This is a genomic window from Ventosimonas gracilis (assembly GCF_001580025.1).
GTDB lineage: Bacteria > Pseudomonadota > Gammaproteobacteria > Pseudomonadales > Pseudomonadaceae > Ventosimonas > Ventosimonas gracilis.
The window spans coordinates 30864-52627 of record NZ_LSZO01000220.1 but is presented as its reverse complement, the minus strand read 5'-3'; the positions used below and the strand labels follow the sequence as shown (position 1 = coordinate 52627).

General features: G+C 55.5%; 22 protein-coding genes. 18 read left to right on the top strand and 4 right to left on the bottom strand.

The features are described 5' to 3' along the window. Window positions 1–55 precede the first annotated feature (55 nt). The 13 genes from AXE65_RS13090 to AXE65_RS13030 all read left to right on the top strand — a co-directional run bounded on the left by AXE65_RS13090 (window position 56) and on the right by AXE65_RS13030 (window position 13448). Window positions 56–529 (top strand): MaoC family dehydratase, encoded by a 474-nt coding sequence (locus AXE65_RS13090; protein WP_068393436.1) that lies wholly within the window; start codon window positions 56–58, stop codon window positions 527–529. A 398-nt stretch (window positions 530–927) separates the two neighbouring features. Next, on the top strand, window positions 928–2163 hold the full coding sequence (gene flhF / locus AXE65_RS13085; RefSeq protein ID WP_068393432.1) for a flagellar biosynthesis GTPase FlhF: 1236 nt from the start codon (window positions 928–930) through the stop codon (window positions 2161–2163). Window positions 2164–2178: 15 nt separating this feature from the next. Continuing rightward, window positions 2179–2967, top strand: a complete 789-nt coding sequence (locus tag AXE65_RS13080; protein WP_068393429.1) for an RNA polymerase sigma factor FliA — start codon at window positions 2179–2181, stop codon at window positions 2965–2967. Window positions 2968–2978: 11 nt separating this feature from the next. Next, window positions 2979–3365 (top strand): chemotaxis response regulator CheY, encoded by a 387-nt coding sequence (locus AXE65_RS13075; RefSeq protein ID WP_068393426.1) that lies wholly within the window; start codon window positions 2979–2981, stop codon window positions 3363–3365. Further along, window positions 3362–4042 (top strand): protein phosphatase CheZ, encoded by a 681-nt coding sequence (locus AXE65_RS13070; RefSeq protein ID WP_068393423.1) that lies wholly within the window; start codon window positions 3362–3364, stop codon window positions 4040–4042. Before AXE65_RS13075 ends, AXE65_RS13070 begins: the two co-directional genes overlap by 4 nt. A 93-nt stretch (window positions 4043–4135) precedes the next feature. Then, a complete protein-coding gene (locus AXE65_RS13065) occupies window positions 4136–5998 on the top strand; it encodes a chemotaxis protein CheA (RefSeq protein WP_068393420.1) in 1863 nt (620 codons plus the stop codon). 2 nt (window positions 5999–6000) lie between these two features. Beyond that, on the top strand, window positions 6001–7041 hold the full coding sequence (locus tag AXE65_RS13060; protein ID WP_068393417.1) for a protein-glutamate methylesterase/protein-glutamine glutaminase: 1041 nt from the start codon (window positions 6001–6003) through the stop codon (window positions 7039–7041). Window positions 7042–7080: 39 nt separating this feature from the next. Then, window positions 7081–7821, top strand: a complete 741-nt coding sequence (locus tag AXE65_RS13055) for a flagellar motor protein (RefSeq protein WP_068393413.1) — start codon at window positions 7081–7083, stop codon at window positions 7819–7821. 22 nt (window positions 7822–7843) lie between these two features. Beyond that, on the top strand, window positions 7844–8650 hold the full coding sequence (motD, locus tag AXE65_RS13050; protein ID WP_068393410.1) for a flagellar motor protein MotD: 807 nt from the start codon (window positions 7844–7846) through the stop codon (window positions 8648–8650). A 67-nt stretch (window positions 8651–8717) separates the two neighbouring features. Next, the gene (locus AXE65_RS13045) at window positions 8718–9197 is read left to right on the top strand and encodes a chemotaxis protein CheW (RefSeq protein ID WP_068393408.1); all 480 of its coding nucleotides are present in this window, start codon (window positions 8718–8720) and stop codon (window positions 9195–9197) included. Further along, the gene (locus AXE65_RS13040; protein WP_068393405.1) at window positions 9197–9619 is read left to right on the top strand and encodes a DUF2802 domain-containing protein; all 423 of its coding nucleotides are present in this window, start codon (window positions 9197–9199) and stop codon (window positions 9617–9619) included. The genes AXE65_RS13045 and AXE65_RS13040 overlap by 1 nt, the downstream gene beginning before the upstream one ends. Window positions 9620–9854: 235 nt before the next feature. After that, on the top strand, window positions 9855–12677 hold the full coding sequence (gene rapA, locus AXE65_RS13035; RefSeq protein ID WP_068393402.1) for an RNA polymerase-associated protein RapA: 2823 nt from the start codon (window positions 9855–9857) through the stop codon (window positions 12675–12677). A gap of 339 nt (window positions 12678–13016) precedes the next feature. Continuing rightward, window positions 13017–13448, top strand: coding sequence for a hypothetical protein (locus AXE65_RS13030; RefSeq protein ID WP_068393399.1), 432 nt, complete (start codon window positions 13017–13019; stop codon window positions 13446–13448). A 56-nt stretch (window positions 13449–13504) separates the two neighbouring features. Here the strand turns inward: AXE65_RS13030 and AXE65_RS13025 are convergent, their stop codons facing one another. Next, window positions 13505–14527, bottom strand: a complete 1023-nt coding sequence (locus AXE65_RS13025; RefSeq protein WP_068393396.1) for an NAD(P)H-dependent glycerol-3-phosphate dehydrogenase — start codon at window positions 14525–14527, stop codon at window positions 13505–13507. 190 nt (window positions 14528–14717) lie between these two features. On the opposite strand from AXE65_RS13025, the gene fabA reads away from it, so the two are divergent. Then, the gene (gene fabA / locus AXE65_RS13020) at window positions 14718–15233 is read left to right on the top strand and encodes a 3-hydroxyacyl-[acyl-carrier-protein] dehydratase FabA (protein ID WP_068393393.1); all 516 of its coding nucleotides are present in this window, start codon (window positions 14718–14720) and stop codon (window positions 15231–15233) included. Window positions 15234–15246: 13 nt separating this feature from the next. Continuing rightward, entirely contained in the window at window positions 15247–16467 is a 1221-nt protein-coding gene (fabB, locus tag AXE65_RS13015) for a beta-ketoacyl-ACP synthase I (protein ID WP_068393390.1), read from the top strand. A 47-nt stretch (window positions 16468–16514) separates the two neighbouring features. Here the strand turns inward: fabB and AXE65_RS13010 are convergent, their stop codons facing one another. Both AXE65_RS13010 and AXE65_RS13005 read right to left on the bottom strand, forming a co-directional pair. Next, entirely contained in the window at window positions 16515–17450 is a 936-nt protein-coding gene (locus AXE65_RS13010; RefSeq protein ID WP_068393387.1) for an electron transfer flavoprotein subunit alpha/FixB family protein, read from the bottom strand. 2 nt (window positions 17451–17452) lie between these two features. Beyond that, window positions 17453–18202 carry an electron transfer flavoprotein subunit beta/FixA family protein gene (locus AXE65_RS13005; RefSeq protein ID WP_068393384.1) on the bottom strand — a complete coding sequence of 250 codons (750 nt, stop codon included), beginning with the start codon at window positions 18200–18202 and terminating at the stop codon, window positions 17453–17455. A gap of 281 nt (window positions 18203–18483) precedes the next feature. Here AXE65_RS13005 and AXE65_RS13000 point away from each other — a divergent pair, with 281 nt between their 5' ends. The 3 genes from AXE65_RS13000 to AXE65_RS12990 are packed head-to-tail and all read left to right on the top strand — an operon-like array spanning window position 18484 to window position 20861. Further along, complete coding sequence (locus AXE65_RS13000) at window positions 18484–19659, top strand: acetyl-CoA C-acyltransferase (RefSeq protein WP_068393380.1); 1176 nt, start codon at window positions 18484–18486, stop codon at window positions 19657–19659. A gap of 52 nt (window positions 19660–19711) precedes the next feature. Then, window positions 19712–20257, top strand: a complete 546-nt coding sequence (gene folE / locus AXE65_RS12995; protein WP_068393468.1) for a GTP cyclohydrolase I FolE — start codon at window positions 19712–19714, stop codon at window positions 20255–20257. A 10-nt stretch (window positions 20258–20267) separates the two neighbouring features. Further along, the gene (locus tag AXE65_RS12990) at window positions 20268–20861 is read left to right on the top strand and encodes a Smr/MutS family protein (RefSeq protein WP_079214180.1); all 594 of its coding nucleotides are present in this window, start codon (window positions 20268–20270) and stop codon (window positions 20859–20861) included. On the opposite strand, the gene AXE65_RS12985 is transcribed toward AXE65_RS12990, so the two are convergent. Then, a complete protein-coding gene (locus AXE65_RS12985; protein ID WP_068393377.1) occupies window positions 20862–21761 on the bottom strand; it encodes a ChaN family lipoprotein in 900 nt (299 codons plus the stop codon). Window positions 21762–21764: the final 3 nt, after the last annotated feature.

The following is a 21764-nucleotide window of genomic DNA, read 5'->3' as shown; positions in this document are numbered from 1 at the left end:
CGGAATACTGTGCGCCTGCCTTTTCAATAAATTTTCAATAAATAGAGAGACACAAATGAGCGATAGCTTAAGCAATATCCCTTACGATGAACTGCAAATAGGCCAGAGCGCAAACTACCAAAAAACGGTTGGGGAGCGCGATATTCAGTTGTTCGCGGCGATGTCGGGTGACTGTAACCCGTTGCATCTGGATGAAGACTTTGCCAAGACCACGATGTTTAAGCAGCGTATCGCGCATGGCATGTTTAGCGGCGCATTGATTAGCGCGGCGGTTGCCTGTGAGTTGCCAGGGCCTGGAACCATCTATGTCGGGCAAACGATGAGTTTTCTAAAGCCGGTCAAACTGGGCGATTGCTTGACAGTACGGCTTGAAGTGTTGGAAAAACTGCCCAAGTTTCGCGTCAAAATCGCCACAAAAGTGCTTAATCAGCATGAAGAACTGGTAGTAGACGGCGTGGCGGAGATCATCGCCCCACGTAAGCAGCAGCAGGTGCTGAAGGTTAATCTGCCGCCCGTGACCATCGGTTAGGCAAAAAAAGACCCACCGAAAGGTGGGTCAATAACCGTGATTAGCCTGATGAGGAGATAATCTGAAAGCTGCACTGCTGCGGTTTTCAGTTTATCCACTGGCCGCGAAGCCAGTGGTTGTAATCTTAGAGAAGACAATTTTGATAGTCAATAGCTTTTGAGAAGTTTTTTCATTTTATTTTTCAAAAGCCATTCAAACCAACTTCCCCACGGCTTGTGGCGGTTTTCAGCCGCTAACAACCAGTCGAATTATCCGCGTATTTAAGCCAGAACTTATTACCAGCGCTCTTACCGCCGCAAGGCTTTGCGCTTAAGTTTTAGCAAGTTGGTTTATTTCTTGCTTTCTCACGGCGCGCAAAAGCCATTGCTAAAAAAACCGCAACAAACCGTGAGAGACACATGCAAGTAAAACGCTTTTTTGCCGCTGATATGCGCCGTGCCATGCAACGGGTACGGGCTGAATTAAAAGACGACGCGGCGATTATCAGTAGTCGCGCGTTGGCCGGAGGGGTGGAATTGACGGCATCCAGCGCGGCTCCAGTCGCTGAACTGCCGCCGGTTAATCCAGAACTTGCGGCTGAGTTGCGCAAGACCCAAGCGGCGATTGCCGAGGCGCGGGTGCGTTTGACGCACAGTGAAACGGGCGAACCTGGGCAGCTTTTTAAAGAAGCCCAATCAGCCAAGCCTGCGCCAGCAAGTCCGCCATCCGCGCCGCTGGCACAAACCACCGTGCCGGTGCTGGCGCAGTTTCGTGAAGAGTTGGCAAGCCTTCGCGAATTGGTCGAAGTACAGCTTGGTAGTCTGGCCTGGTCCAGGCAGCAAGCGGAAAAACCCGAGCAAACCGGCTTGTGGTTTCGCCTGGCACGATTGGGATTACCTGCCGAACTGATCCAGCGTTTGCTGCAAACGGTAGAGCACATCAAAGAACCGCGTTTGGCTTTTCGTCATCTGCTGGCGCAACTGACCCAACAAATTCCCATGCAAAAGCAAGACCCGCTTAAAGAGGGTGGATGCATTGCGCTGATAGGCCCTGCCGGTGCCGGAAAAACCACCACACTGGCCAAGCTCGCGGCGCGTTATGTGCTGGAAAACGGCCGCGCACAACTGGCGCTGGTGTCGATGGACAGCTTTCGTATCGGTGCGCACGAGCAGCTTAAAACCTTGGGGCGTATTCTGGATGTGCCGGTTTTTCAAGCCGATACGGCTGAAGAATTACCCAAATTGCTGGAGCGCCTTTCGCATAAGTCTTTGATATTGATAGATGGAAACGCCGGAGTCAGCGCATTACCCGCGGCCGCCTGCAAGTCCTATCTGCTGCTGCCAGCGACCATGAGTGAGGTGGTGCTTGCCAGCACGGTAAGGCATTACCAAAAGCAGCAGCCACTTTCCGGTTTGGTGATTACCCATCTGGATGAAGCGGCGAGCCTTGGCGAGTTGATTGGCCTTTCCATAGCACAGGGGCTGCCGGTGACTTGGCTTACCAACGGTCCTTGCATCCCCGATGATTTGCAAAACGCCAGCAAGTATCAACTGGTCGCCAAGGCGCTCGCCCTGCAAGGCAGCATTGCTCCCAGCGAGCTGCAAATGGCGACGTTATTTGCAGAGCTTGGCGCTCATCAAAAGCACAAAATTTAACCCGCAGGAGACTTTATGACGGCACCCTCCGCTCGCAAGCATGCTTATTCCGCTGGCGCGTCCTGCTGCGCGCAGCAAGCATTGATTGAGCAATATGCCCCGCTGGTCTCCAAAATTGCCTGGCATCTGCTGGCCAGACTGCCCGCCAATGTGCAAATCGAAGATTTAATGCAAGCGGGCATGATGGGTCTGCTCGAAGCGCAGAAGAATTTTGACGACAGCAAAGGCGCGAGTTTTGAAACCTTTGCCGGTATCCGCATTCGCGGCGCGATGCTCGATGACGTGCGCAAGGGCGATTGGGTGCCGCGTTCGGTACACCGGGGCAGCCGCCGTATCAGCGAGGCTATCCGTAAAGTTGAAGCAAAAACCGGCAGCGAGGCTAAAGATTGCGAGATTGCTGCCGAACTAGACATCAGTATCAGCGAATACTACGCCATGCTCTCGGCGAGCAGGGGCAGCCGTCTGCTCAGTTTGGAAGAGTTGCTGCAAGACAGTGAGGCACCGGGCTTTGCAGCAGAAAGTGAACTGCCTGCTTCACCGCTCTCACAGCTTGAAAACGAGCGCTTTGAACAGGCACTGGCGGCGGCCATTGATGAACTGCCCGAACGAGAGAAACTCGTACTTTCGCTGTATTACGACGAAGGACTGAACCTGAAAGAAATTGGTCAGGTGCTAAGCGTCAGCGAGTCGCGTGTCTGTCAATTGCACAGCCAATGCGCCGCCCGCTTGCGTGCACGTCTGAGTGATTGGCAAGAAGCAAACCAAGGCTCTGTTAAAAAAAGGAGCCGACGACGACCTCAATAGGAGAACTTAAGTTGGACAAGAGCATGAAAATCCTCATCGTGGACGATTTTTCGACCATGCGGCGGATTATCAAAAACCTGTTGCGTGATTTGGGCTTTACCAACTTAAGCGAAGCGGACGACGGCAACAGTGCATTGCCGCTGCTAAAAAACGGCAACTTTGATTTTTTGATTACCGACTGGAACATGCCCGGCATGAGCGGTCTTGAACTGTTGCGACAGGTGCGTGCCGAAGAGCGTCTTGCCCGTTTGCCGGTACTGATGGTCACCGCCGAAGCCAAGCGCGAGCAAATCATCGAAGCGGCCAAGGCCGGAGTTAATGGCTATGTGGTCAAGCCTTTTACCGGCACGGCGCTTAAAGAAAAAATCGAGAAAATCTTCGAGCGCAACCTGGCATGAACTGCGCTGAACCAGGGCAGCCACTTTCCACTACGCGTGAGCAGGGGCTGTACCAGCAGGTCGGCAAACTGACCCGCGAACTGCATAACGCCATCGTTAATTTTCAATGGGATGAACCCGCCACTGGTCATAAAAACGCCTCCAAAGTCGAAGGTGCGAGCAAGCGTCTTGACTACGCGGTGGAGCTGACCGAACAAGCGGCCAACCGCACCATGGATCTGGTCGAGCAAAGCGCGCCTCTGGCCGCGGATGTGGTGAAGCGCAGCGCAGCGCTCAGCGCTGACTGGAAAAGACTGCTCGCTCGTGAGATGACAGAAGAGGAGTTCCCCGATTTTGCCGCGCGCATGGGCGCTTTTTTGGCAGGTTGCCAAGCAGGCGGACAAAAACTGGCTGAAAACTTAAATGAAATCCTGCTGGCACAGGGTTTTCAGGATTTAACCGGCCAACTGATCAAGCGCGTCACCGCCCTTGTCGTCGGCATCGAGCGCGACCTGCTGCAACTGATGTTGACCGCTGCCGGTGTGCAGCACCTTGTGGAAAGTGAAGGCGAGGCGGCTTTTCGTTTGCAACAGCAGGTCAACAGGCACAGCCGCGCTCTGGCCGAAGGCTGCGGTCCTGCCGAACAGGCGCAAACGCAAGATGAAGTGGACGAATTGTTGTTAAGTCTTGGTTTTTAGCCTTGCCCTCTTTTTTCCCATCTTTTCGATGACTCTTACTTGCGGGAAGGGCGTTAAGGGAGCAGGAGAAAACGGCTTTAGGAGTGATGGAATTTGAGCTTTATCGCTGATGAGGAAATCCTGCAAGACTTTCTGCTGGAAGCGGGAGAAATCCTCGAACAACTGTCCGCACAACTGATTGAGCTGGAAAGCTGCGCACAAGATACTGATCTGCTCAATGCGATTTTTCGCGGCTTTCACACCGTCAAAGGGGGCGCGGGCTTTTTGCAATTGCAAGCCTTGGTGGCCTGCTGTCACGCCGCCGAAAATGTGTTCGACAGTCTGCGCAAAGGATTGATTGGCGTCAGCGCCGAACTGATGGATTCGGTATTGGCCGCGCTCGATGCGCTGGCAACGATGTTTGATGAGGTCAAACAGCGCAAAGAGCCCACGCCCGCCGATAAAACCTTGCTCGATACCTTGGCGAAACTGGCAGGCGCGGGTGAGGACCCTGTCCTTGCCAGCGCCTTGCCAGCGCCCATGCCTGCGGCTCCGGACGCAGCGGGCAGTGATGAGATCAGCGAGGATGAATTTGAAGCCTTGCTCGATCAATTGCACGGCAAAAAAACAGTGCCCGTCGCTTTGCAGGCAGAGCAAAGCGCAGCCACAGAAAAAACCGCCGATTTAATCAGCGATAACGAATTTGAAGCGCTGCTTGACCAACTGCACGGCGCGGGCAAGTTCAATCCGCAACTGGTCGCCACGCCTGCCAAGGAAGAACCACCCAAAGCCGCCAGCAAAGCACAGACCAGCACCGTGCGAGTGGATACCGCGCAGTTGGACGACATTATGAATTTGGTCGGTGAACTGGTTTTGGTGCGTAACCGCCTGCTGCGTTTGGCTGCGCAAAGTAGCGATGAAGTGATGGTAAAAACCCTCGCCAATCTCGATTTAGTCACCGCTGACCTGCAAAACGCGGTGATGAAAACACGCATGCAGCCGATTAAAAAAGTCTTTGGCCGCTTCCCGAGGCTAGTGCGCGATATGGCGCGCAGCTTGGGCAAAGAGATTGCGCTGGAGTTGGTCGGCGAAGACACCGCGCTGGATAAAAACCTGGTGGAAGCGCTCGCCGACCCGCTGGTGCATCTGGTGCGCAACGCCGTCGACCACGGCATTGAAATGCCGGATGTGCGTGAGGATAAGGGCAAGCCTCGCAGCGGGCGCATTGTGTTGCAGGCCGAACAAGAGGGCGACCATATTCTGCTTTGTATCAGCGACGACGGCGCTGGTATGAACCCCGAGCTGCTGCGCCGCAAAGCGGTAGAAAAAGGGCTGCTCGATAAAGACACCGCCGCGCGACTATCTAAAGAAGACTGCTATAACCTGATTTTTGCGGCGGGTTTTTCCACCTGTAGCGAGGTCTCGGATATTTCCGGTCGCGGCGTGGGGATGGACGTGGTGAAAACGCAAATCACGCGACTGAACGGCAGCATCCACATTGAATCGCAACCAGGCCAAGGGACACGCATTGCCATCAAACTGCCGCTAACGCTCGCCATTATGCCGACGCTGATGGTGCTGCTGGGCGGTCAAGCCTTTGCCTTCCCGCTGGTCAATGTCAGCGAAATCTTCCAGCTAGACCTGTCCGCCAGTCATCAGGTGGACGGACAAGAAATGGTGTTGATTCGTGGCCAAGCGCTGCCGCTGTTCTACCCGCAGCGCTGGCTGGTGCAAGGCGCTTGCTGCGAAAAACCTGAACAAGCGCACGTGGTGGTGCTGTCCATCGGCAATCAACGCGCCGGTTTCGTAGTGGACCAGCTTATCGGCCAAGAAGAAGTGGTCATCAAGCCGCTCGGCAAAATGCTGCACGGCACGCCCGGCATGGCTGGCGCGACCATCACCGGCGACGGGCGCATCGGCCTGATTTTGGACGTGCCTGGGCTGCTGACCCACTACGCCAGACAGAAAAGGGGCTGATGATGGCGATACGGGTATTGGTGGTCGATGATTCGGCGTTTTTTCGCAAACGCTTGACCGAACTGCTCTCGCTAGACCCGAAAATAGAGGTGATCGGCAGCGCGAGCGACGGGCAGCAGGCGATTGAGCAGACCCTCGCACTTAAACCGGATGTCATCACGCTGGACTACGAAATGCCGGTTCTGGACGGTATTAGCGCACTGCGCCGCATTATGCAAAAGCGCCCGACGCCGGTCTTGATGTTCTCCTCGCTTACCCATGAAGGCGCACGAGTCACCTTGGACGCGCTGGCCGCAGGCGCGGTGGATTTTCTGCCAAAAAACTTTGCAGAACTTGCCACTCGCCCGCAGCAGGTGCAGCAACTGCTGTGCTCGCGCATTTATGCCATTGCCCAAAGCAGACAACTGCCGCTGCTGGGAAGCATGCCAGCGCACCAGCAAACGAGCCTTGCCGCCACTAAAGCGCCGCTGCCACGCGCTTACAAACTGGTGATTATCGGCAGCTCCACCGGCGGGCCGGTCGCCTTGCAGCGCATATTGCGCGAGCTGCCGGCGGATTTTCCCGCGCCGCTTTTACTGATCCAACACATGCCGGCGAGCTTTACCAGCGCCTTTGCCGAGCGCCTTAACGCCGCCTGCAAAATTGCCGTTAAAGAAGCCGAAGACGGCGACTTTTTACGCCCCGGCAGGGCATTGCTTGCCCCCGGCGGCAGACAACTTTTATTAACGGCGCAGCAGCGCGTGCGACTGGTTAACGGCGATGAGCGGCAAAGCTACCGCCCCAGTGTGGATATCAGCTTTGCCGCCGCCGCCAACGGTTACGGCAACAAGGTATTGGCACTGGTCTTGACTGGCATGGGCAGCGACGGCTGCGAAGGTGCAAGGCTGCTAAAAAAGGCAGGCAGCCAAGTGTGGGTGCAGGACGAGGCCAGTTGCGTGATCAACGGCATGCCGCAAGCCGTGGTCAAGGCGGGCCTCGCCGATGCGGTGTACAGCCTCGCCGACCTCCCGGCTTATCTGCAACGTGCTTGTTCCGCTGTTTAGTCCATTTTTAGTCCATGTTTAATCCATTGAGGCGAATCTATGAACCTGTTTTCCCTGCTCGGCATTGCGCTCGCACTGATAGCCATTTTGGGTGGCAATTATCTTGAAGGCGGCCATATCGGCGCACTGCTTAACGGCCCGGCGGCGCTGATTGTGTTGGGCGGCACGCTAGGTGCAAGCTTGGTGCAAACGCCTTTTAGCGTCTTTAAGCGCGCCTTGGGCATGGCGCGCTGGCTATTGATGCCGCCGCGTATTGACCTTGAGCAAGGCATTCAAAAAGTCGTGGACTGGAGCCAAACCGCCCGCAGTCAAGGCTTGCTGGGACTGGAAACACTCGCCGAAGCTGAAGCCGATGATTACGCGCGTAAAGGTTTGCAACTGCTTTCAGACGGCGCGTTAAGCGAGAAAATCCGCGCCACGCTGGAGCTTGACCTGATCGCCCAAGAAAGCCGTGACCTGCAAGCGGCCAAACTCTTTGAAGCGATGGGCGGCTACGCACCCACCATCGGCATTATCGGCGCTGTGCTTGGGCTGATTCATGTGATGAGTAACTTAGAGGATGCCAGCAGCTTAGGCCAAGGCATCGCGGTCGCCTTTGTCGCCACTATCTACGGCGTAGGCTTTGCCAACCTCCTGCTGCTGCCGCTCGCCGGACGCTTAAAAGCCGCCGTCAGCCAACAAGCGCAATACCGCGAAATGCTGCTCGAAGGGCTCCTGTCCATCGCTGAAGGCGAAAACCCGCGTTCGATTGAACTGAAATTACAAGGCTTTATGCATTAAACCCAAACCTCAAGGAAATCCCATGTCCCGCCGCCGCGCCCATGAAGAACACGAAAACCACGAACGCTGGCTGGTCTCTTACGCCGACTTTATTACCCTGTTGTTTGCCTTCTTTGTGGTGATGTACGCGAGCAGTTCGGTCGATGACATCCGCCATCAGGAAATCGCTAAAGCGCTGATTAAGCTGTTCGACCATCCCGAGGCCAGCACCCCGATTGAACTTAAACCAGACGGCTCGCTGATTGAGCTGCCCGCTGTGCCTATCCCGCCCACACAAGACCCGGAAGCGGAAGCGGTTCAAGCGCTAGAGGCCATTGCCGAACAAATCCAAAGCGCCTTGGGCGATGAAATCGCGCAGGGCGAAGCGCATATTCGTGGCAATGAACTGTGGCTGGAAATTGAACTGAACTCCGCCTTGCTGTTTCCAAGCGGCGCCGCTGAACCGCTGCCTGATGCCGTCCGCGTGCTGGATAAAGTCGCTGGCGTACTCAGCGCCTATCCCAATCCGGTACGGGTGGAAGGCTTTGCCGACGACCGCCCGATTGCCACCATCAAATTCCCCAGCAACTGGGAACTGTCCGCCGCCCGCGCCGCCCGCGTGGTGCGCATACTGATGCAAGACGGTATCGACCCCAGGCGCCTTGCCGCCGTCGGCTACGGCGAATATCAGCCGCTCGCCGACAACCAAAGCAGCCAAGGCCGCTCGCGCAACCGCCGCGTAGTGCTGCTGATCTCGCGTCATCTTGACTTGCGCCATGCGCCGATTGACCTTCACAGCCCTCTCAGGCTTGCCGGAGAGGGGCAGGGGAGCGGGCAAGCTGGCATATGATTTGCTAAAACCACCCATTCATCCTTGTTGTCATTTTTATGACGCAAGCCAAGCAACAGGCAAACCGATGAACCACGCAAGCAAACCCAGCCAAGACGATCCGCTGCTGCAATGGGTTACTTTTCGCCTTGCCGGTGAAAGCTACGCCATTAACGTGATGCAGGTGCAAGAAGTATTGCGCCCGGCGGAAATCGCCCCGGTGCCCGGTGCGCCGCCGCAAGTGCTTGGCATTATCAATCTGCGCGGCCATGTGCTGACGGTGATCGACACGCGCCAGCCGTTCGGCCTGCCACCTGCAGAACTCACCGAAAGCAGCCGCATTTTGGTGATTGAAGCCGAAGGCCAGGTCATTGGCCTGCTTGCCGATAGCGTGGCCGAGGTGGTCTACTTGCATCAGTCCGCCATCGAAAACCTGCCAAGCCTTGCCAGCGAAGAAAACCGCCGCTTTATTCAAGGCTTATGCAAACGCGGCGAAGAACTTTTAATTTTGCTCGACCTGCCGCAACTGCTGGCGCAGCAGGATTGGCTAAACCACGGAAACCCCTGATGAACTTAACCGAACTCTCCCTGCTGCTCGCAGGAGCGGCCTGTTTCGGCCTGGCACTGCTCGGCTGGCAGCTTTACCGCGTCAAGCGCAAACAAGCCTTACTCCGTAAGAAGAGCGAACAACGCTTGGACGAACTTAAGCATTTGCTAAACCGCAGTGCCGTCCGTGCTGAACATCTGGCAAAACTGATTGGTGATCTGCGCGAGCAAGTCTGCACACAGGGCGAGCGGGTTCAGCAAATCGAGCAGCAAGACCCGCGCAAACTGCCCATCACGCAAGCGGCAAGGCTGGCCAGACTTGGCACCAGCAAGCAAGACCTCGCCAAAGTCTGCGGCCTGTCGCGCAGCGAAGCCGAGCTGCTCGCCAAGCTCAGCAGCAACCGCTCAAGCGAAAGCAAAATGCAAAGCGCCGCACGGGCGTAGGGTCTGTTGTTAAAGGCAAAAAAAGGCGACCCGAAGGTCGCCCAATTGCCTTGCGTGCCCATGTTCTGAAAGAAACACCCCTATTCCTTTCAGATAACCCCCTTATTGACCGCAATAACAATGCGCCTAGCATAGGCGCGGGCGGCCAGTGGAAAACTGACCCGAGTCAATAAAGTGGCGTTGGGTTGCATGGCCTAAACTACGAAAATAGCCGGGTGATAAAAGGAGAACGCATATGGCGCAGTATGTAAGCGGGCAGCGTTGGCTGAGCGACAGTGAAAGCGAATTGGGGCTGGGCACAGTGCTAAGCCAAGATGAACGCATGGTCACGCTGCATTATCCGGCCAGCGGGGAAACGCGCCGTTACGCTTTACAGCGTGCACCGCTGACGCGCGTGCGTTTTTCGCCAGGGGATGAGATCAGCCATTTCGACGGCTGGCGGATGATGGTGCAGGAAGTCGAAGAGGCGCAGGGGCTGCTGATTTATCACGGGCCGAATGCGACTCGCCTGCCAGAAACGGAGCTTTCCAACTTTATCCAGTTTCGTAGCGCGTCCGACCGCCTGCTCGCCGGTCAGATTGACCCATTGGCCTGGTTTACCCTGCGCTATCAGACCTTGCAACAACGCAGCCGTCTGTTGCAGTCGCCGCTTTGGGGGCTGTGCGGCGCACGCGCCGAGCCGATCGCCCACCAACTGCATATCGCCCGTGAAGTGGCCGACCGGGCGCGGCCACGCGTGCTGCTCGCTGATGAAGTTGGCCTTGGCAAGACCATTGAGGCGGGTTTGATTATTCATCGGCGCCTGCTCAGCGGTCGTGCCCAGCGGGTGCTGATTGTGCTGCCGGAAAATCTGCAACATCAGTGGCTGGTCGAACTGCTCCGTCGTTTTAATCTGCATGCGTCGTTGTTTGATGCGCAGCGTTTTATCCAAAGCGATGGCGACAATCCTTTTGAAGACAGCCAATTAGTGCTCGCCTCGCTGAGCTGGCTGGTGCAGGACGAACAGGCCGCAGCGGCGTTGCAGGCGGCGCATTGGGATATGTTGGTGGTCGATGAAGCGCACCATCTGCTCTGGCATCCGGAACAGGCGAGCGGTGAATATTTACTGGTGGAGCGCCTCGCCGGACAAATCGATAGCGTGCTGCTGTTGACCGCAACACCGGAGCAATTAGGCCAAGACAGCCATTTTGCCCGTCTGCGCCTGTTGGATCCGGCGCGCTTTCATGACTTTGCCGCGTTTCGTGAAGAAGCGGCGCACTACCGGCCGGTTGCGGGCGCTGTCCAGGAATTATTGGAGCAACCGTCACTTTCGCCCCGCGCCAAGCAGCAGATTGCCCATTTTTTAGGCGAAGAAGGCGAAACACTACTGGCGGCGCAGTCCACCGACAGCGGGGCGAGAGACCGCCTGATACGCGCACTGATGGATCGCCACGGCACCGGCCGCTTATTGTTTCGCAATACCCGCGCCGCTGTGCGTGGCTTTGCTGAGCGCGACTTGCATCCCTTTGCGCTGGAAAATCCAGTCGAATATCAATCGCTGATGCCGGGCGAGCACGCCGATTTATACCCGGAACTGAGCTGGCAACTGCAAGCGACCGGGGATGAACGCCGCTGGTGGCAGTTTGACCCGCGTGTGGATTGGTTGCTCGATACCTTAAAGATGCTGAAACAGTTCAAGGTATTGGTGATTTGCGCACACGCCGAAACCGCACTGGATTTGGGCGATGCACTACGCAAGTTTGGCATTGGTGCGGCGGTCTTCCATGAAGGCATGAGCCTGCTGGAGCGCGACCGTTCGGCGGCCTGGTTTGCCGATGCCGAATTTGGCGCACGGGTGCTGATTTGTTCGGAGATTGGCAGCGAAGGGCGCAACTTCCAGTTCAGTCATCACCTGGTACTGTTCGACCTGCCCAGCCATCCCGACTTGCTGGAGCAGCGCATTGGCCGCCTCGACCGTATCGGCCAGCAGCAACGCATTCAAATTCATCTGCCTTATCTACAAAATAGTCCGCAAGAGCGCCTGTTTCAGTGGTACCACCAAGCGCTCAATGCCTTTCTCGCCACCTGCCCGACCGGCAACGCCTTGCAGCAACAGTTCGGCTGTGAATTGCTGAGTTTGCTGGAAGGCGGAGACCCCACCGCCTGGCAGCAGTTATTGGAAAAAGCCCGCCAAGAACGCTTGCGGCTCACCGAAGAATTGCAACAAGGCCGCGACCGCCTGCTGGAAATCGCCTCAAGCGGAGCAGGGCAGGGCGAGCAGCTCGCGCATGCCATAGGCGAACAAGACGAACAATTTGCCCTGCCGGTGTATATGGAAATGCTGCTCGATGCCTTTGGCATTGACAGCGAAGAACACTCCCAAAACGCACTGATTTTGCGCCCGTCTGAAAAAATGCTCGACACCAGCTTCCCGCTGGGCGCGAGCGAAGCCGTCACCGTCACCTATGACCGTGAACAGGCGTTATCACGTGAAGACATGCAGTTTCTTACTTGGGAGCACCCCATGGTGCAAGGCGGTATGGACTTGGTGCTGGCAGGCACAATGGGCAACAGCGCGGTCGCGCTGATTAAAAACAAAGCGCTAAAACCCGGCACCTTATTGCTGGAAATCTTATTTACCAGCGAATGTGTCGCGCCGAAAACCTTGCAACTGTCACGTTTTTTACCGCAAGCGGCGATGCGCTGCCTGCTTAATGAACAAGGGCAGGATTTAGCGGAAAAAGTCGCCTTTAATACCTTAAATGCGCAATTGGAAAGCGTTGCCCGTAATAACGCCGCACGCTTTATCAAAGCGCAACGTGAGGTTATCGCCGCACTGATTAAAACCGCCGAGCAGCAAGCCGCCCCGCGCCATCAACAGCGAGTAGCAAAGGCGCAAAAGCATTTTGAACAAGCGCTGCAAGAAGAAACAAACCGCCTGATAGCACTGCAAAAAATCAATAAAGCGGTTAGCCAAAATGAAATTAAAGCCTTGCAACAACAACGCGAACAAGGACTGCAACTGCTCGGCAAAGCACGTCTTCGCCTTGAAGCGATCCGTGTATTGGTCGCGGCTTAAGTTTATTGGATTGATAAGTAATAATTTTACATTTTGATACAAATTGGAATTTGTTTTTTTATTGCTTGATTTGTATCGTTTACAGTCTTGATAGCTGATCAATTGTGGAAGAGATATTATGGCGCTTACCATTGAAGAAAAAGCGCTGGGTAAAAAAGATTAAGGAGAAGGAGAAGGAGAATAAAATTTATAAGGTATGTGTAGATACAGGCGCAGTTAACTGGAAATCCCACATACAGTTAAAATTGATGGGAGTATAAAGCTCTTGGCGGAGTCGTTTTGTTGCGGCTCTGCCCGAACGGATATTGTGTAGAATGCACGAAAATAAAGAGTATTGGCATGGTTTCTGCGCTGCGTATTTTTAAGCCCTTTTTTCTTGTTATCTTGGTCTTGTGTCTTTTTGCAATCACTGCCTGTAAAGATAATAAAAGCAAAATCATCCCATACCCCAAAAACTTTCCGCAAGAGTGCATTGATTATCTGGATAAATGGATGCGCTACATAGAAAAGGCGAAAGCAAGTAATAGGTTTGATAAAGAAGCCATAGCCGCTTTCCAATCACATCGAGAAGCGGTGCAATATATTCTTGATAAAGAGTATCGAGATAACGAAGAACGAAGGGATTATTGTAAAATGGAAGAGATCCACTGGACCTTTTTCGATCCTATTGATAATATGCATAATATGACGCAGGCCGAGCTTGAAAAAGCGATTGATGTGGAATACGATAAAAAAAGGCATAGAGAGCGTGGAAGTAGATACCAATACTGAGCCATCATCAGAAAGTGTTATCTGCTTTACTCTGTAATAGGTTTTGATCCTGTTAATCAAAACCCTTTTGCCGAAATAAAATCCACATCGGTTTTCGCCTCGCCGCACATAAGCGCTTCTATCACTTGTTCCAGTGTGCGGCCTTCAAACAAGATGGCGTAAAGCCCGGCGACCAGCGGCATATAGATATTAAGGCTCTCGGCCTTGGCTTTGAGTGCGACCAGTGTATTGACCCCTTCTGCGGTTTCGCCCAGGCGCTCGATGGCCTGTTGCAGGGAAAGACCAGTCCCTAAGAAAAAACCCACGCGGTAGTTTCGGCTTTTTTCCGATGAACAGGTCGCAATCAAATCGCCCACACCTGCCAAGCCCAAAAAGGTCATGGGATTGGCACCCAAGCGCACGGCAAAGCGCGTCATTTCTGCCAGTGCGCGGGTAATCAGCAGGCTGCGCGTGTTCTCGCCCATGCCAAGGGCGGCGGCCATACCGGCAATAATCGCGTAGACGTTTTTTAGCGCGCCGGATAGTTCCACGCCGAAGCGATCGCTGCTTGCATAAACGCGAAAGGTGCGCCCGTGCAGCACCGCTTGCACGCGGCGGCAGAGCGTCTCGTCCTGGCTTGCAATCACGCTGGCGGTGAGCGCTTGTTCCGCGATTTCGCGCGCAAGATTAGGGCCTGACAGCACGCCGATACGCGCATCCGGCGCAATGTCGGCGAGAATTTCGCTCACCAGTTTAAAGCTGCCCTGTTCGATACCCTTGGCCAGGCTAACCAGGCATTTGCCGGATAACAGCCCGGCAACCGGTTGCAGGGCGCTGCGCAGCACGCCCGATGGCAGCGCGACAAAAATCAGCTCGCAAGCGGTCAGCGTGGCGCTTAAATCGGTGGTCGGGGTAACGGCGGGGTAGATTTTGATGCCTTTAAGGTAACGCGGGTTTTCGCGCTCGTTAGCGATAGCCTTGGCCTGCGCACTATCGCGCATCCACAGCAAGACCGAATGACCGTTTTGTGCCAGCAGATTGGCGCTCGCCGTGCCGAAACTGCCGCCGCCCAAGACGGCAATGGGTTGTTTTTCGCTCATAAAAAATCCGTTACCGATGGCAAAGCGATATTATAGGCAGCCGCCGCTTGGCTTTAAGACGCAAAAAAGCGGGAATTTTGTAGATGGCGGCCGGCTTCTATGCTATAAGCGCCGCCGTTAAAGTACGGCGCAAAGCAAGCTGCAAAGCAACTAATGTGACCGTTTTTCTAAGCACTTTCAAGGAATTAGCATGACCAAGCCAACCGCCTACAGCCGTGAAGACCTGCTGCGTTGCAGCCGCGGGGAACTGTTCGGTCCGGGCAACGCGCAGTTACCCGCGCCCAATATGCTGATGGTTGACCGCATTCGCCATATCAGTGAAAGCGGCGGCAAATACGGCAAAGGCGAGATGGTGGCCGAACTCGACATCAATCCCGAACTGTGGTTTTTTGGCTGCCATTTTGAGGGCGACCCGGTGATGCCGGGCTGTCTGGGCCTGGATGCCATGTGGCAGTTGGTAGGATTTTTCTTAGGCTGGCAGGGCAATCCCGGGCGCGGACGGGCGCTGGGTTCTGGCGAGGTCAAGTTTTTCGGGCAGGTATTGCCGACGGCCAAGCAGTTGACCTACAACATTCATATTAAACGTACTATTAACCGCTCGCTGGTACTGGCCATTGCTGACGGTACGGTCAGTGTCGATGGACGCGAGATTTATACAGCCGAAGGGCTTCGCGTTGGTTTGTTTACTTCCACCGATCACTTCTAACGAGGTTATCCCGATGCGTCGAGTTGTTATTAGCGGCCTTGGTATCGTCTCCTGCCTTGGCACGGATAAAGCAAGTGTTACGGCCAGTTTGCGCAGCGGCAGGGCGGGCATCCGGCATAACCCGGCCTATGCCGAAATGGGTTTGCGCAGCCAAGTTTGTGGTTCGGTCGATTTAAATTTGGAAGACTGCATCGACCGTAAACTCTACCGCTTTATGGGGGATGCGGCGGCTTTTGCTTATCTTTCCATGCAGCAGGCGATTGCCGATGCTGGTCTTAGCTCTGAACAAGTTTCCAATCCGCGTGTGGGTCTTATTGCCGGTTCTGGCGGCGCTTCGACCTTTAACCAGATGGAAGCTATCGACATTCTGCGCGAAAAAGGCGTTAAGCGGGTCGGCCCCTACCGCGTGACGCGGACGATGGGCAGCACGGTATCGGCTTGCCTTGCCACACCTTTTGCCATTAAGGGTGTGAATTACTCGATTTCCTCGGCCTGTGCGACCAGTGCGCACTGTATCGGTCAGGCGATGGAACAAATCCAGATGGGCAAGCAGGATTTGGTCTTTGCCGGTGGCGGTGAAGAAGAGCACTGGACCCAGAGCTGCCTGTTTGATGCTATGGGCGCGCTGTCTTCACGCTACAACGATTGCCCGCAAAAAGCCTCGCGCCCTTACGATGCCGAGCGTGACGGCTTTGTCATTGCCGGTGGCGGTGGCATGGTGGTGGTGGAGGAACTGGAACACGCCAAACGCCGTGGCGCGAAAATCTACGCAGAAATCGTCGGCTACGGCGCAACCTCAGACGGCTACGATATGGTCGCGCCCAGTGGCGAAGGCGCGGTGCGCTGCATGCGTCAAGCGCTTTCGGGCATTAACGAGCCGCTGGATTACTTAAATACCCACGGCACCTCCACGCCGGTCGGCGATACGGCGGAAATCCGTGGTATCCGTGAAGTCTTTGCAGGCAATGCGCCGAAAATCAGTTCGACCAAGAGCTTATCCGGTCATTCGCTGGGCGCTGCGGGCGTGCACGAGGCCATTTACTGCCTGCTGATGATGGAAGGAGGCTTCCTGGCCGGTTCCATCAATATCGAGCAGCTGGATGCAGAAGTGGCCGACATGCCCATCCTGCAAAAAACCGAAGAAAACGCCAAAGTGGACTTGGTGATGAGCAACAGCTTTGGTTTCGGCGGCACCAATGCCAGTTTGGTGCTAAGACGCTGGATCGGCGATTAAATAAAAAGCCCGCCTAAGCAGGCGGGCTTTTTTGTCCCTCAAGCGATTTACAGCGCTTTTTCCAACTCGGGTACAGCGCTAAACAAATCCGCTACAAGTCCGTAGTCGGCGACTTGGAAGATAGGGGCTTCCTCGTCCTTGTTGATAGCCACAATGACTTTGGAGTCCTTCATACCGGCCAAATGCTGGATAGCACCGGAAATACCAACCGCGACATAAAGCTGCGGGGCGACGATTTTGCCGGTCTGGCCGACCTGCATATCGTTCGGCACAAAGCCCGCATCCACCGCCGCGCGGGACGCGCCGACCGCCGCACCGAGCTTGTCCGCCAGTGCGTAAAGCAGCTTGAAGTTATCGCCGTTTTGCATGCCACGACCACCGGAAACCACGATTTTCGCGGCGGTGAGTTCTGGACGTTCGGATTTGGCGAGTTCTTCACCGACAAAGGCCGATTTTCCGGCATCGGCAGCAGCTGTTACCGCTTCCACGCTGGCGCTGCCGCCTTCAGCGGCCACTGCGTCAAAGCCGGTCGAACGCACGCTGATGACTTTGACTGCTGCCGAAGACTGCACGGTAGCAATGGCGTTACCGGCGTAAATCGGACGTTTAAAGGTATCTGCCGAAACCACTTCGATAATTTCAGAAATCTGGTCAACATCGAGTAGCGCCGCTACGCGCGGCAGATAGTTTTTGCCGTTGGTGGAAGCCGGTGCCAAGACATGGCTATAGCCATTTTGTTGTACCAGACCCGCGACCAAGGGCGCTACGTTTTCCGGCAGCAGATGAGCGAGTGCGGAGCTTTCTGCAACCAGCACTTTATTCACGCCCGCTACTTTGGCGGCGACTTCGCTTAATGCGGCGAGGTTTTCCCCAGCGAGCAGCAGATGAATATCACCGCCGATTTTTTGTGCGGCAGCCACAGTATTTAGGGTTGCGCCCGCCAATACGCCAGCGCTGTGTTCGGCAATTACCAAAATAGCCATGATTAAATCACCTTCGCTTCGTTTTTCAGTTTTTCGACCAGTTCTTCTACCGATTTAACCTTGATGCCCGCCTGACGTACCGGCGGTGCTTCGACTTTCAGCGTCTGCAAGGTGGAGGCAACCGATACGCCAAGGCTGTCTGGGGTGAGCGTTTCCAGTGGTTTTTTCTTCGCTTTCATAATGTTCGGCAGCGAGGCGTAGCGCGGCTCGTTTAAGCGAAGGTCGGTCGTCACCACCGCGGGCAGGGCGAGTTCAACGGTTTGCAGACCGCCGTCAATCTCCCGTGTAACTTTAAGTTTCTCGCCCGCGACTTCAACTTTGGAGGCGAAGGTGCCTTGCGCATAACCACAGAGCGCGGCGAGCATCTGGCCGGTCTGGTTGTTGTCGCTGTCAATGGCTTGTTTGCCCAGAATAATCAGAGAAGGTTGCTCTTTATCCACCACCGCTTTAAGCAGTTTGGCAACCGCCAAGGAATTTAAATCGGCGCTGCTTTCAACCAAAATCGCGCGGTCTGCACCTAACGCCAGCGCGGTGCGCAGTTGTTCTTGCGCGGCAGCAGGGCCTACCGAGACGGCAATAATTTCACTGGCAATGCCTTTTTCTTTTAGCCGTACGGCTTCTTCTATGGCGATTTCACAAAACGGGTTCATCGCCATCTTGACGTTGGCCAAGTCAACGGCGGAGTTGTCCGCTTTCACCCTGACCTTGACGTTGTAGTCAACCACTCGTTTGACCGCTACCAATACCTTCATGGAGTTCCTCGTTGCTTTGAACTGAACGAAAAATGCCGCAGGCGCTGGCAGGCAAACCGGCGCAGACGCTGCTCATTGTGCGCGAGGGTCTTTTGACCCCAAGCACGGTATCTTGACCGTATCAATCCTTTACGGTCAACACTTGTGCCAAGTGGCTTAGCTACAAAAGTCGCAAACAAATAGGCGGCAGACGCATTTCCCTAGAAATTAGCACGCCAGACACCGGCTGCCGCGCTAAACTGTTTGGCTTCCAACAACAGGCTTACAAGAGGTAATTTGCAATGACCGATATTGTGATTGTGAGTGGTGTACGCACCCCGATGGGTGGGTTTCAGGGCAGTTTGGCGACGGCAACGGCGACTGAACTCGGCGCCTTTGCCATTCGTGAAGCGGTAAAGCGCGCGGGCATTGCGGCTGAGGATGTAGAGGAAGTGATTATGGGCTGCGTGTTGCCCGCCGGTTTAAAGCAAGGTCCTGCCAGACAAGCGGCTCTCGGCGCGGGCTTGCCGGTATCAACGGGTTGCACCACGGTCAACAAACTCTGCGGTTCGGGTATGAAAGCCGTGATGCTGGCGCACGATTTGCTCAAAGCCGGTACTAACCAAGTGATGGTTGCCGGTGGCATGGAAAGCATGAGCAACGCACCTTACGTGCTGCCGAAAGTGCGTACCGGTCTGCGCATGGGACACGGCGAGGTCAAAGACCATATGTTTCTCGATGGTCTGGAAGATGCGCGTACTGGCCGTCTTATGGGGTCGTTCGCACAAGAAACCGCCGATCAATACGGCCTGACCCGTGAAGCCATGGACGCTTACGCTATTGAATCGCTTAAACGCGCACAAAAAGCCATTAAAGACGGTACCTTGGATAGCGAAATTGTGCCGGTCACGCTAAAAACCCGCAAAGGCGAAGTCACCATCAAAGATGACGAGCAACCACTGACCGCCAATCTGGAAAAAATCCCCACGCTGCGCCCGGCGTTCAGCAAGGACGGCACCATCACCGCCGCCAACGCCAGCTCGATTTCCGACGGCGCCAGCGCGCTGGTGCTGATGACGGCTGAAGAAGCCGCCAAACGCGGCCTTAAACCGCAAGCACGTATCGTCGCGCATACCACCCACAGCCAAGAGCCGGGCGAATTTACCCTCGCGCCCGTCGGTGCACTGTCCAAACTCTTTGCCAAAACCGGCTGGAGCAAGGACCAGGTTGACCTGTTCGAGATTAACGAAGCCTTTGCCATGGTGAGCATGTTGCCGATTCAAGAGCACGGGCTGGATGCGGCCAAAGTCAATATCTACGGCGGCGCTTGTGCGCAAGGCCACCCGATTGGCTCAACCGGCTCGCGTATCCTGGTCACGCTGATTAACGCGCTGCAAAAAACCGGCGGCAAACGCGGCATGGCAACGCTTTGCATCGGCGGCGGCGAAGCCACCGCAATGGCTATCGAGCTACTCTGAAGCCTTCTACCGCCTCTTTTTATGAGGGGCGGTTTTAGTGGAAATCGTTATTTTGAACCTGCAATCGCATTACCACGGCATTCTTGAAGCGCTCGGCGAAGACCCTTGCCGCGAAGGATTGGCCGATACCCCAAAACGCGCCGCCAAAGCCATGCAGTACCTGTGCCGTGGCTATCAGCAAACGCTGGAAGAAGTCACCAACGGCGCACTGTTTGCCACCAGCAGCAGCGAAATGGTGTTGGTAAAAAATATCGAACTGTACTCTTTGTGCGAACATCACCTGCTGCCCTTTATCGGCAAGGCGCATGTGGCTTATCTGCCGAACGGCAAGGTGCTGGGGCTTTCCAAAGTCGCGCGAATCGTCGATATGTACGCTCGCCGCCTGCAAATCCAGGAAAACCTGAGCCGCCAGATTGCCGAAGCAGTGCAGCAAGTCACCAATGCCTTCGGCGTTGCCGTGGTCATCGAAGCGCAGCATATGTGCATGATGATGCGTGGGGTGGAGAAGCAAAATTCCAGCATGGTCACTTCCGTAATGCTGGGGCAATTTCGCAAAAATGCCGCCACGCGTAGCGAGTTTTTAAGTCTGCTGGATTGACCCATGCGCCATGACGAACGATGAGGCAGCGCTGTTTCGAGCGGCCATGCGCGGCGTTACGCCGATGGCTCAAGACCGCGCCGAAACCGGTCGCCGCCCGGTCGATAACGCACGTTTTGCGCTGTTACGCCAACGCGCAAGCCATTTGCCGGAAACATGGGTTTCACCTGCCTTATCTGACCAATTTGTGGTCGATGTTGAAGCAGAAGAGCGGCTGTACTTTGCATCGAACGGTGTGCAAAAAAGCCAGATGCAGCGCTTGGTTCGCGGACAACTGGCCTTTTCGGGCAGCCTGGATTTACACGGGCTGACGGTAGAACGCTCGCGCGAGCAGTTAGTTGGCTTTATCGCCGAGGCGCAGCAACTGGCTGTGCGCTGCGTGCGCGTTGTTCACGGCAAAGCGAGCGGTGCTTTGGGTAAACAGGCATTGCTAAAAAGTCGGGTGAACAGTTGGCTGCGCCAGCATCCCGAAGTGCTTGGCTTTGCCTCCTGCGTGCCCCGCCACGGCGGCAGCGGTGCGGTCTATGTGCTGCTAAGAAACCCGGGAACAGACCCTAGCCCGCTTGCAGAAGCGGGCAGGGCAAAATCGGCCGTTTTACGGTGACTATTGACGCAAACTCGCGCAGTAATCTTGCTCGGGCAGCGCGGCGCTGTACCAGACAAAATCGGCCATTTCTTGCGTAACCTGCTGGCCGACTTGCGCAAGTATCAGCACCTTGCTGTCAGAGCGAGCTAAATCCGCCAAATGCAAGGGAACGCCCCAATCGCGCCGCACATGAAAAGCGCCGGCAATCAGTAGCGCAGGTTTCGGTGCCGCCAACAAACGCTCGGCCATGCGCCGGTCGCGCTGCTGTTGCACCGCCAGCATGTTGGGCAATTGCGTTGCAGGCAGCAGATTGCAATGCGAATCGCGTATCTGCTCGCGTAGTGCGTTAAGCACCGGCTCTGCGGTGGATCGATCGCCCTTTAATGGTGCCAGATGGCGGTAAATTTGCATCATCTCACCGCGCTCAAGATTGGCGGGCAAGAGCGGCCAAGGCTGCGCCAGCGTGTAACGAAGCAGCGGCTCATAAGCCGCCCAATCCCAACCACTTCGCCAATTCAGTGCTGCGCGCAAATCGGCTGACGCTTGCCCATTGCGTAACGCCAACCGGGCTTGCGCTACCGATGGCTGTTGCCCATCGTCCAGCATTTCCAGCAGCAAACTGCCTTGTCGGCGGCGTGTTTGTAGCGCTTGCAGCAGCCAGAGTTCCAGTGCGTGGTGGTCCAGGTTGTCGTGCTGTTCACCGACCAGCACCAGCGGCGCAGCGGCCAATTGCTGGATAAGCTCGTCCACCGTCAACGTCCGCCCGCTGGCTAAATCCACAATCCGCCCTAAATCGGTATGTGCCAAACCCTCGCTGCTTTGCCAAACCGGCAGCGGTGGCAGCGGCTTGCTCTGGCAGGCAGTTAGTAAGGTCAACATCAGCAGCAGAAAATAGCTAAGGAGCGTTTTTTCTTTCATTAA

Excerpts from the sequence above, each read along its gene's own strand:
- flhF (WP_068393432.1), top strand. The coding sequence starts at position 928 with ATGCAAGTAAAACGCTTTTTTGCCGCTGATATGCGCCGTGCCATGCAA.
- AXE65_RS13070 (WP_068393423.1), top strand. The coding sequence starts at position 3,362 with ATGAACTGCGCTGAACCAGGGCAGCCACTTTCCACTACGCGTGAGCAG.
- AXE65_RS13080 (WP_068393429.1), top strand. The coding sequence starts at position 2,179 with ATGACGGCACCCTCCGCTCGCAAGCATGCTTATTCCGCTGGCGCGTCC.
- fabA (WP_068393393.1), top strand. The coding sequence starts at position 14,718 with ATGACCAAGCCAACCGCCTACAGCCGTGAAGACCTGCTGCGTTGCAGC.
- AXE65_RS13060 (WP_068393417.1), top strand. The coding sequence starts at position 6,001 with ATGGCGATACGGGTATTGGTGGTCGATGATTCGGCGTTTTTTCGCAAA.
- AXE65_RS13090 (WP_068393436.1), top strand. The coding sequence starts at position 56 with ATGAGCGATAGCTTAAGCAATATCCCTTACGATGAACTGCAAATAGGC.
- AXE65_RS13010 (WP_068393387.1), bottom strand. The coding sequence starts at position 17,450 with ATGGCTATTTTGGTAATTGCCGAACACAGCGCTGGCGTATTGGCGGGC.
- AXE65_RS13040 (WP_068393405.1), top strand. The coding sequence starts at position 9,197 with ATGAACTTAACCGAACTCTCCCTGCTGCTCGCAGGAGCGGCCTGTTTC.
- AXE65_RS13045 (WP_068393408.1), top strand. The coding sequence starts at position 8,718 with ATGAACCACGCAAGCAAACCCAGCCAAGACGATCCGCTGCTGCAATGG.
- AXE65_RS13055 (WP_068393413.1), top strand. The coding sequence starts at position 7,081 with ATGAACCTGTTTTCCCTGCTCGGCATTGCGCTCGCACTGATAGCCATT.
- AXE65_RS12990 (WP_079214180.1), top strand. The coding sequence starts at position 20,268 with ATGACGAACGATGAGGCAGCGCTGTTTCGAGCGGCCATGCGCGGCGTT.
- AXE65_RS13030 (WP_068393399.1), top strand. The coding sequence starts at position 13,017 with ATGGTTTCTGCGCTGCGTATTTTTAAGCCCTTTTTTCTTGTTATCTTG.
- motD (WP_068393410.1), top strand. The coding sequence starts at position 7,844 with ATGTCCCGCCGCCGCGCCCATGAAGAACACGAAAACCACGAACGCTGG.
- fabB (WP_068393390.1), top strand. The coding sequence starts at position 15,247 with ATGCGTCGAGTTGTTATTAGCGGCCTTGGTATCGTCTCCTGCCTTGGC.
- AXE65_RS13025 (WP_068393396.1), bottom strand. The coding sequence starts at position 14,527 with ATGAGCGAAAAACAACCCATTGCCGTCTTGGGCGGCGGCAGTTTCGGC.
- rapA (WP_068393402.1), top strand. The coding sequence starts at position 9,855 with ATGGCGCAGTATGTAAGCGGGCAGCGTTGGCTGAGCGACAGTGAAAGC.
- AXE65_RS12985 (WP_068393377.1), bottom strand. The coding sequence starts at position 21,761 with ATGAAAGAAAAAACGCTCCTTAGCTATTTTCTGCTGCTGATGTTGACC.
- AXE65_RS13005 (WP_068393384.1), bottom strand. The coding sequence starts at position 18,202 with ATGAAGGTATTGGTAGCGGTCAAACGAGTGGTTGACTACAACGTCAAG.
- AXE65_RS13000 (WP_068393380.1), top strand. The coding sequence starts at position 18,484 with ATGACCGATATTGTGATTGTGAGTGGTGTACGCACCCCGATGGGTGGG.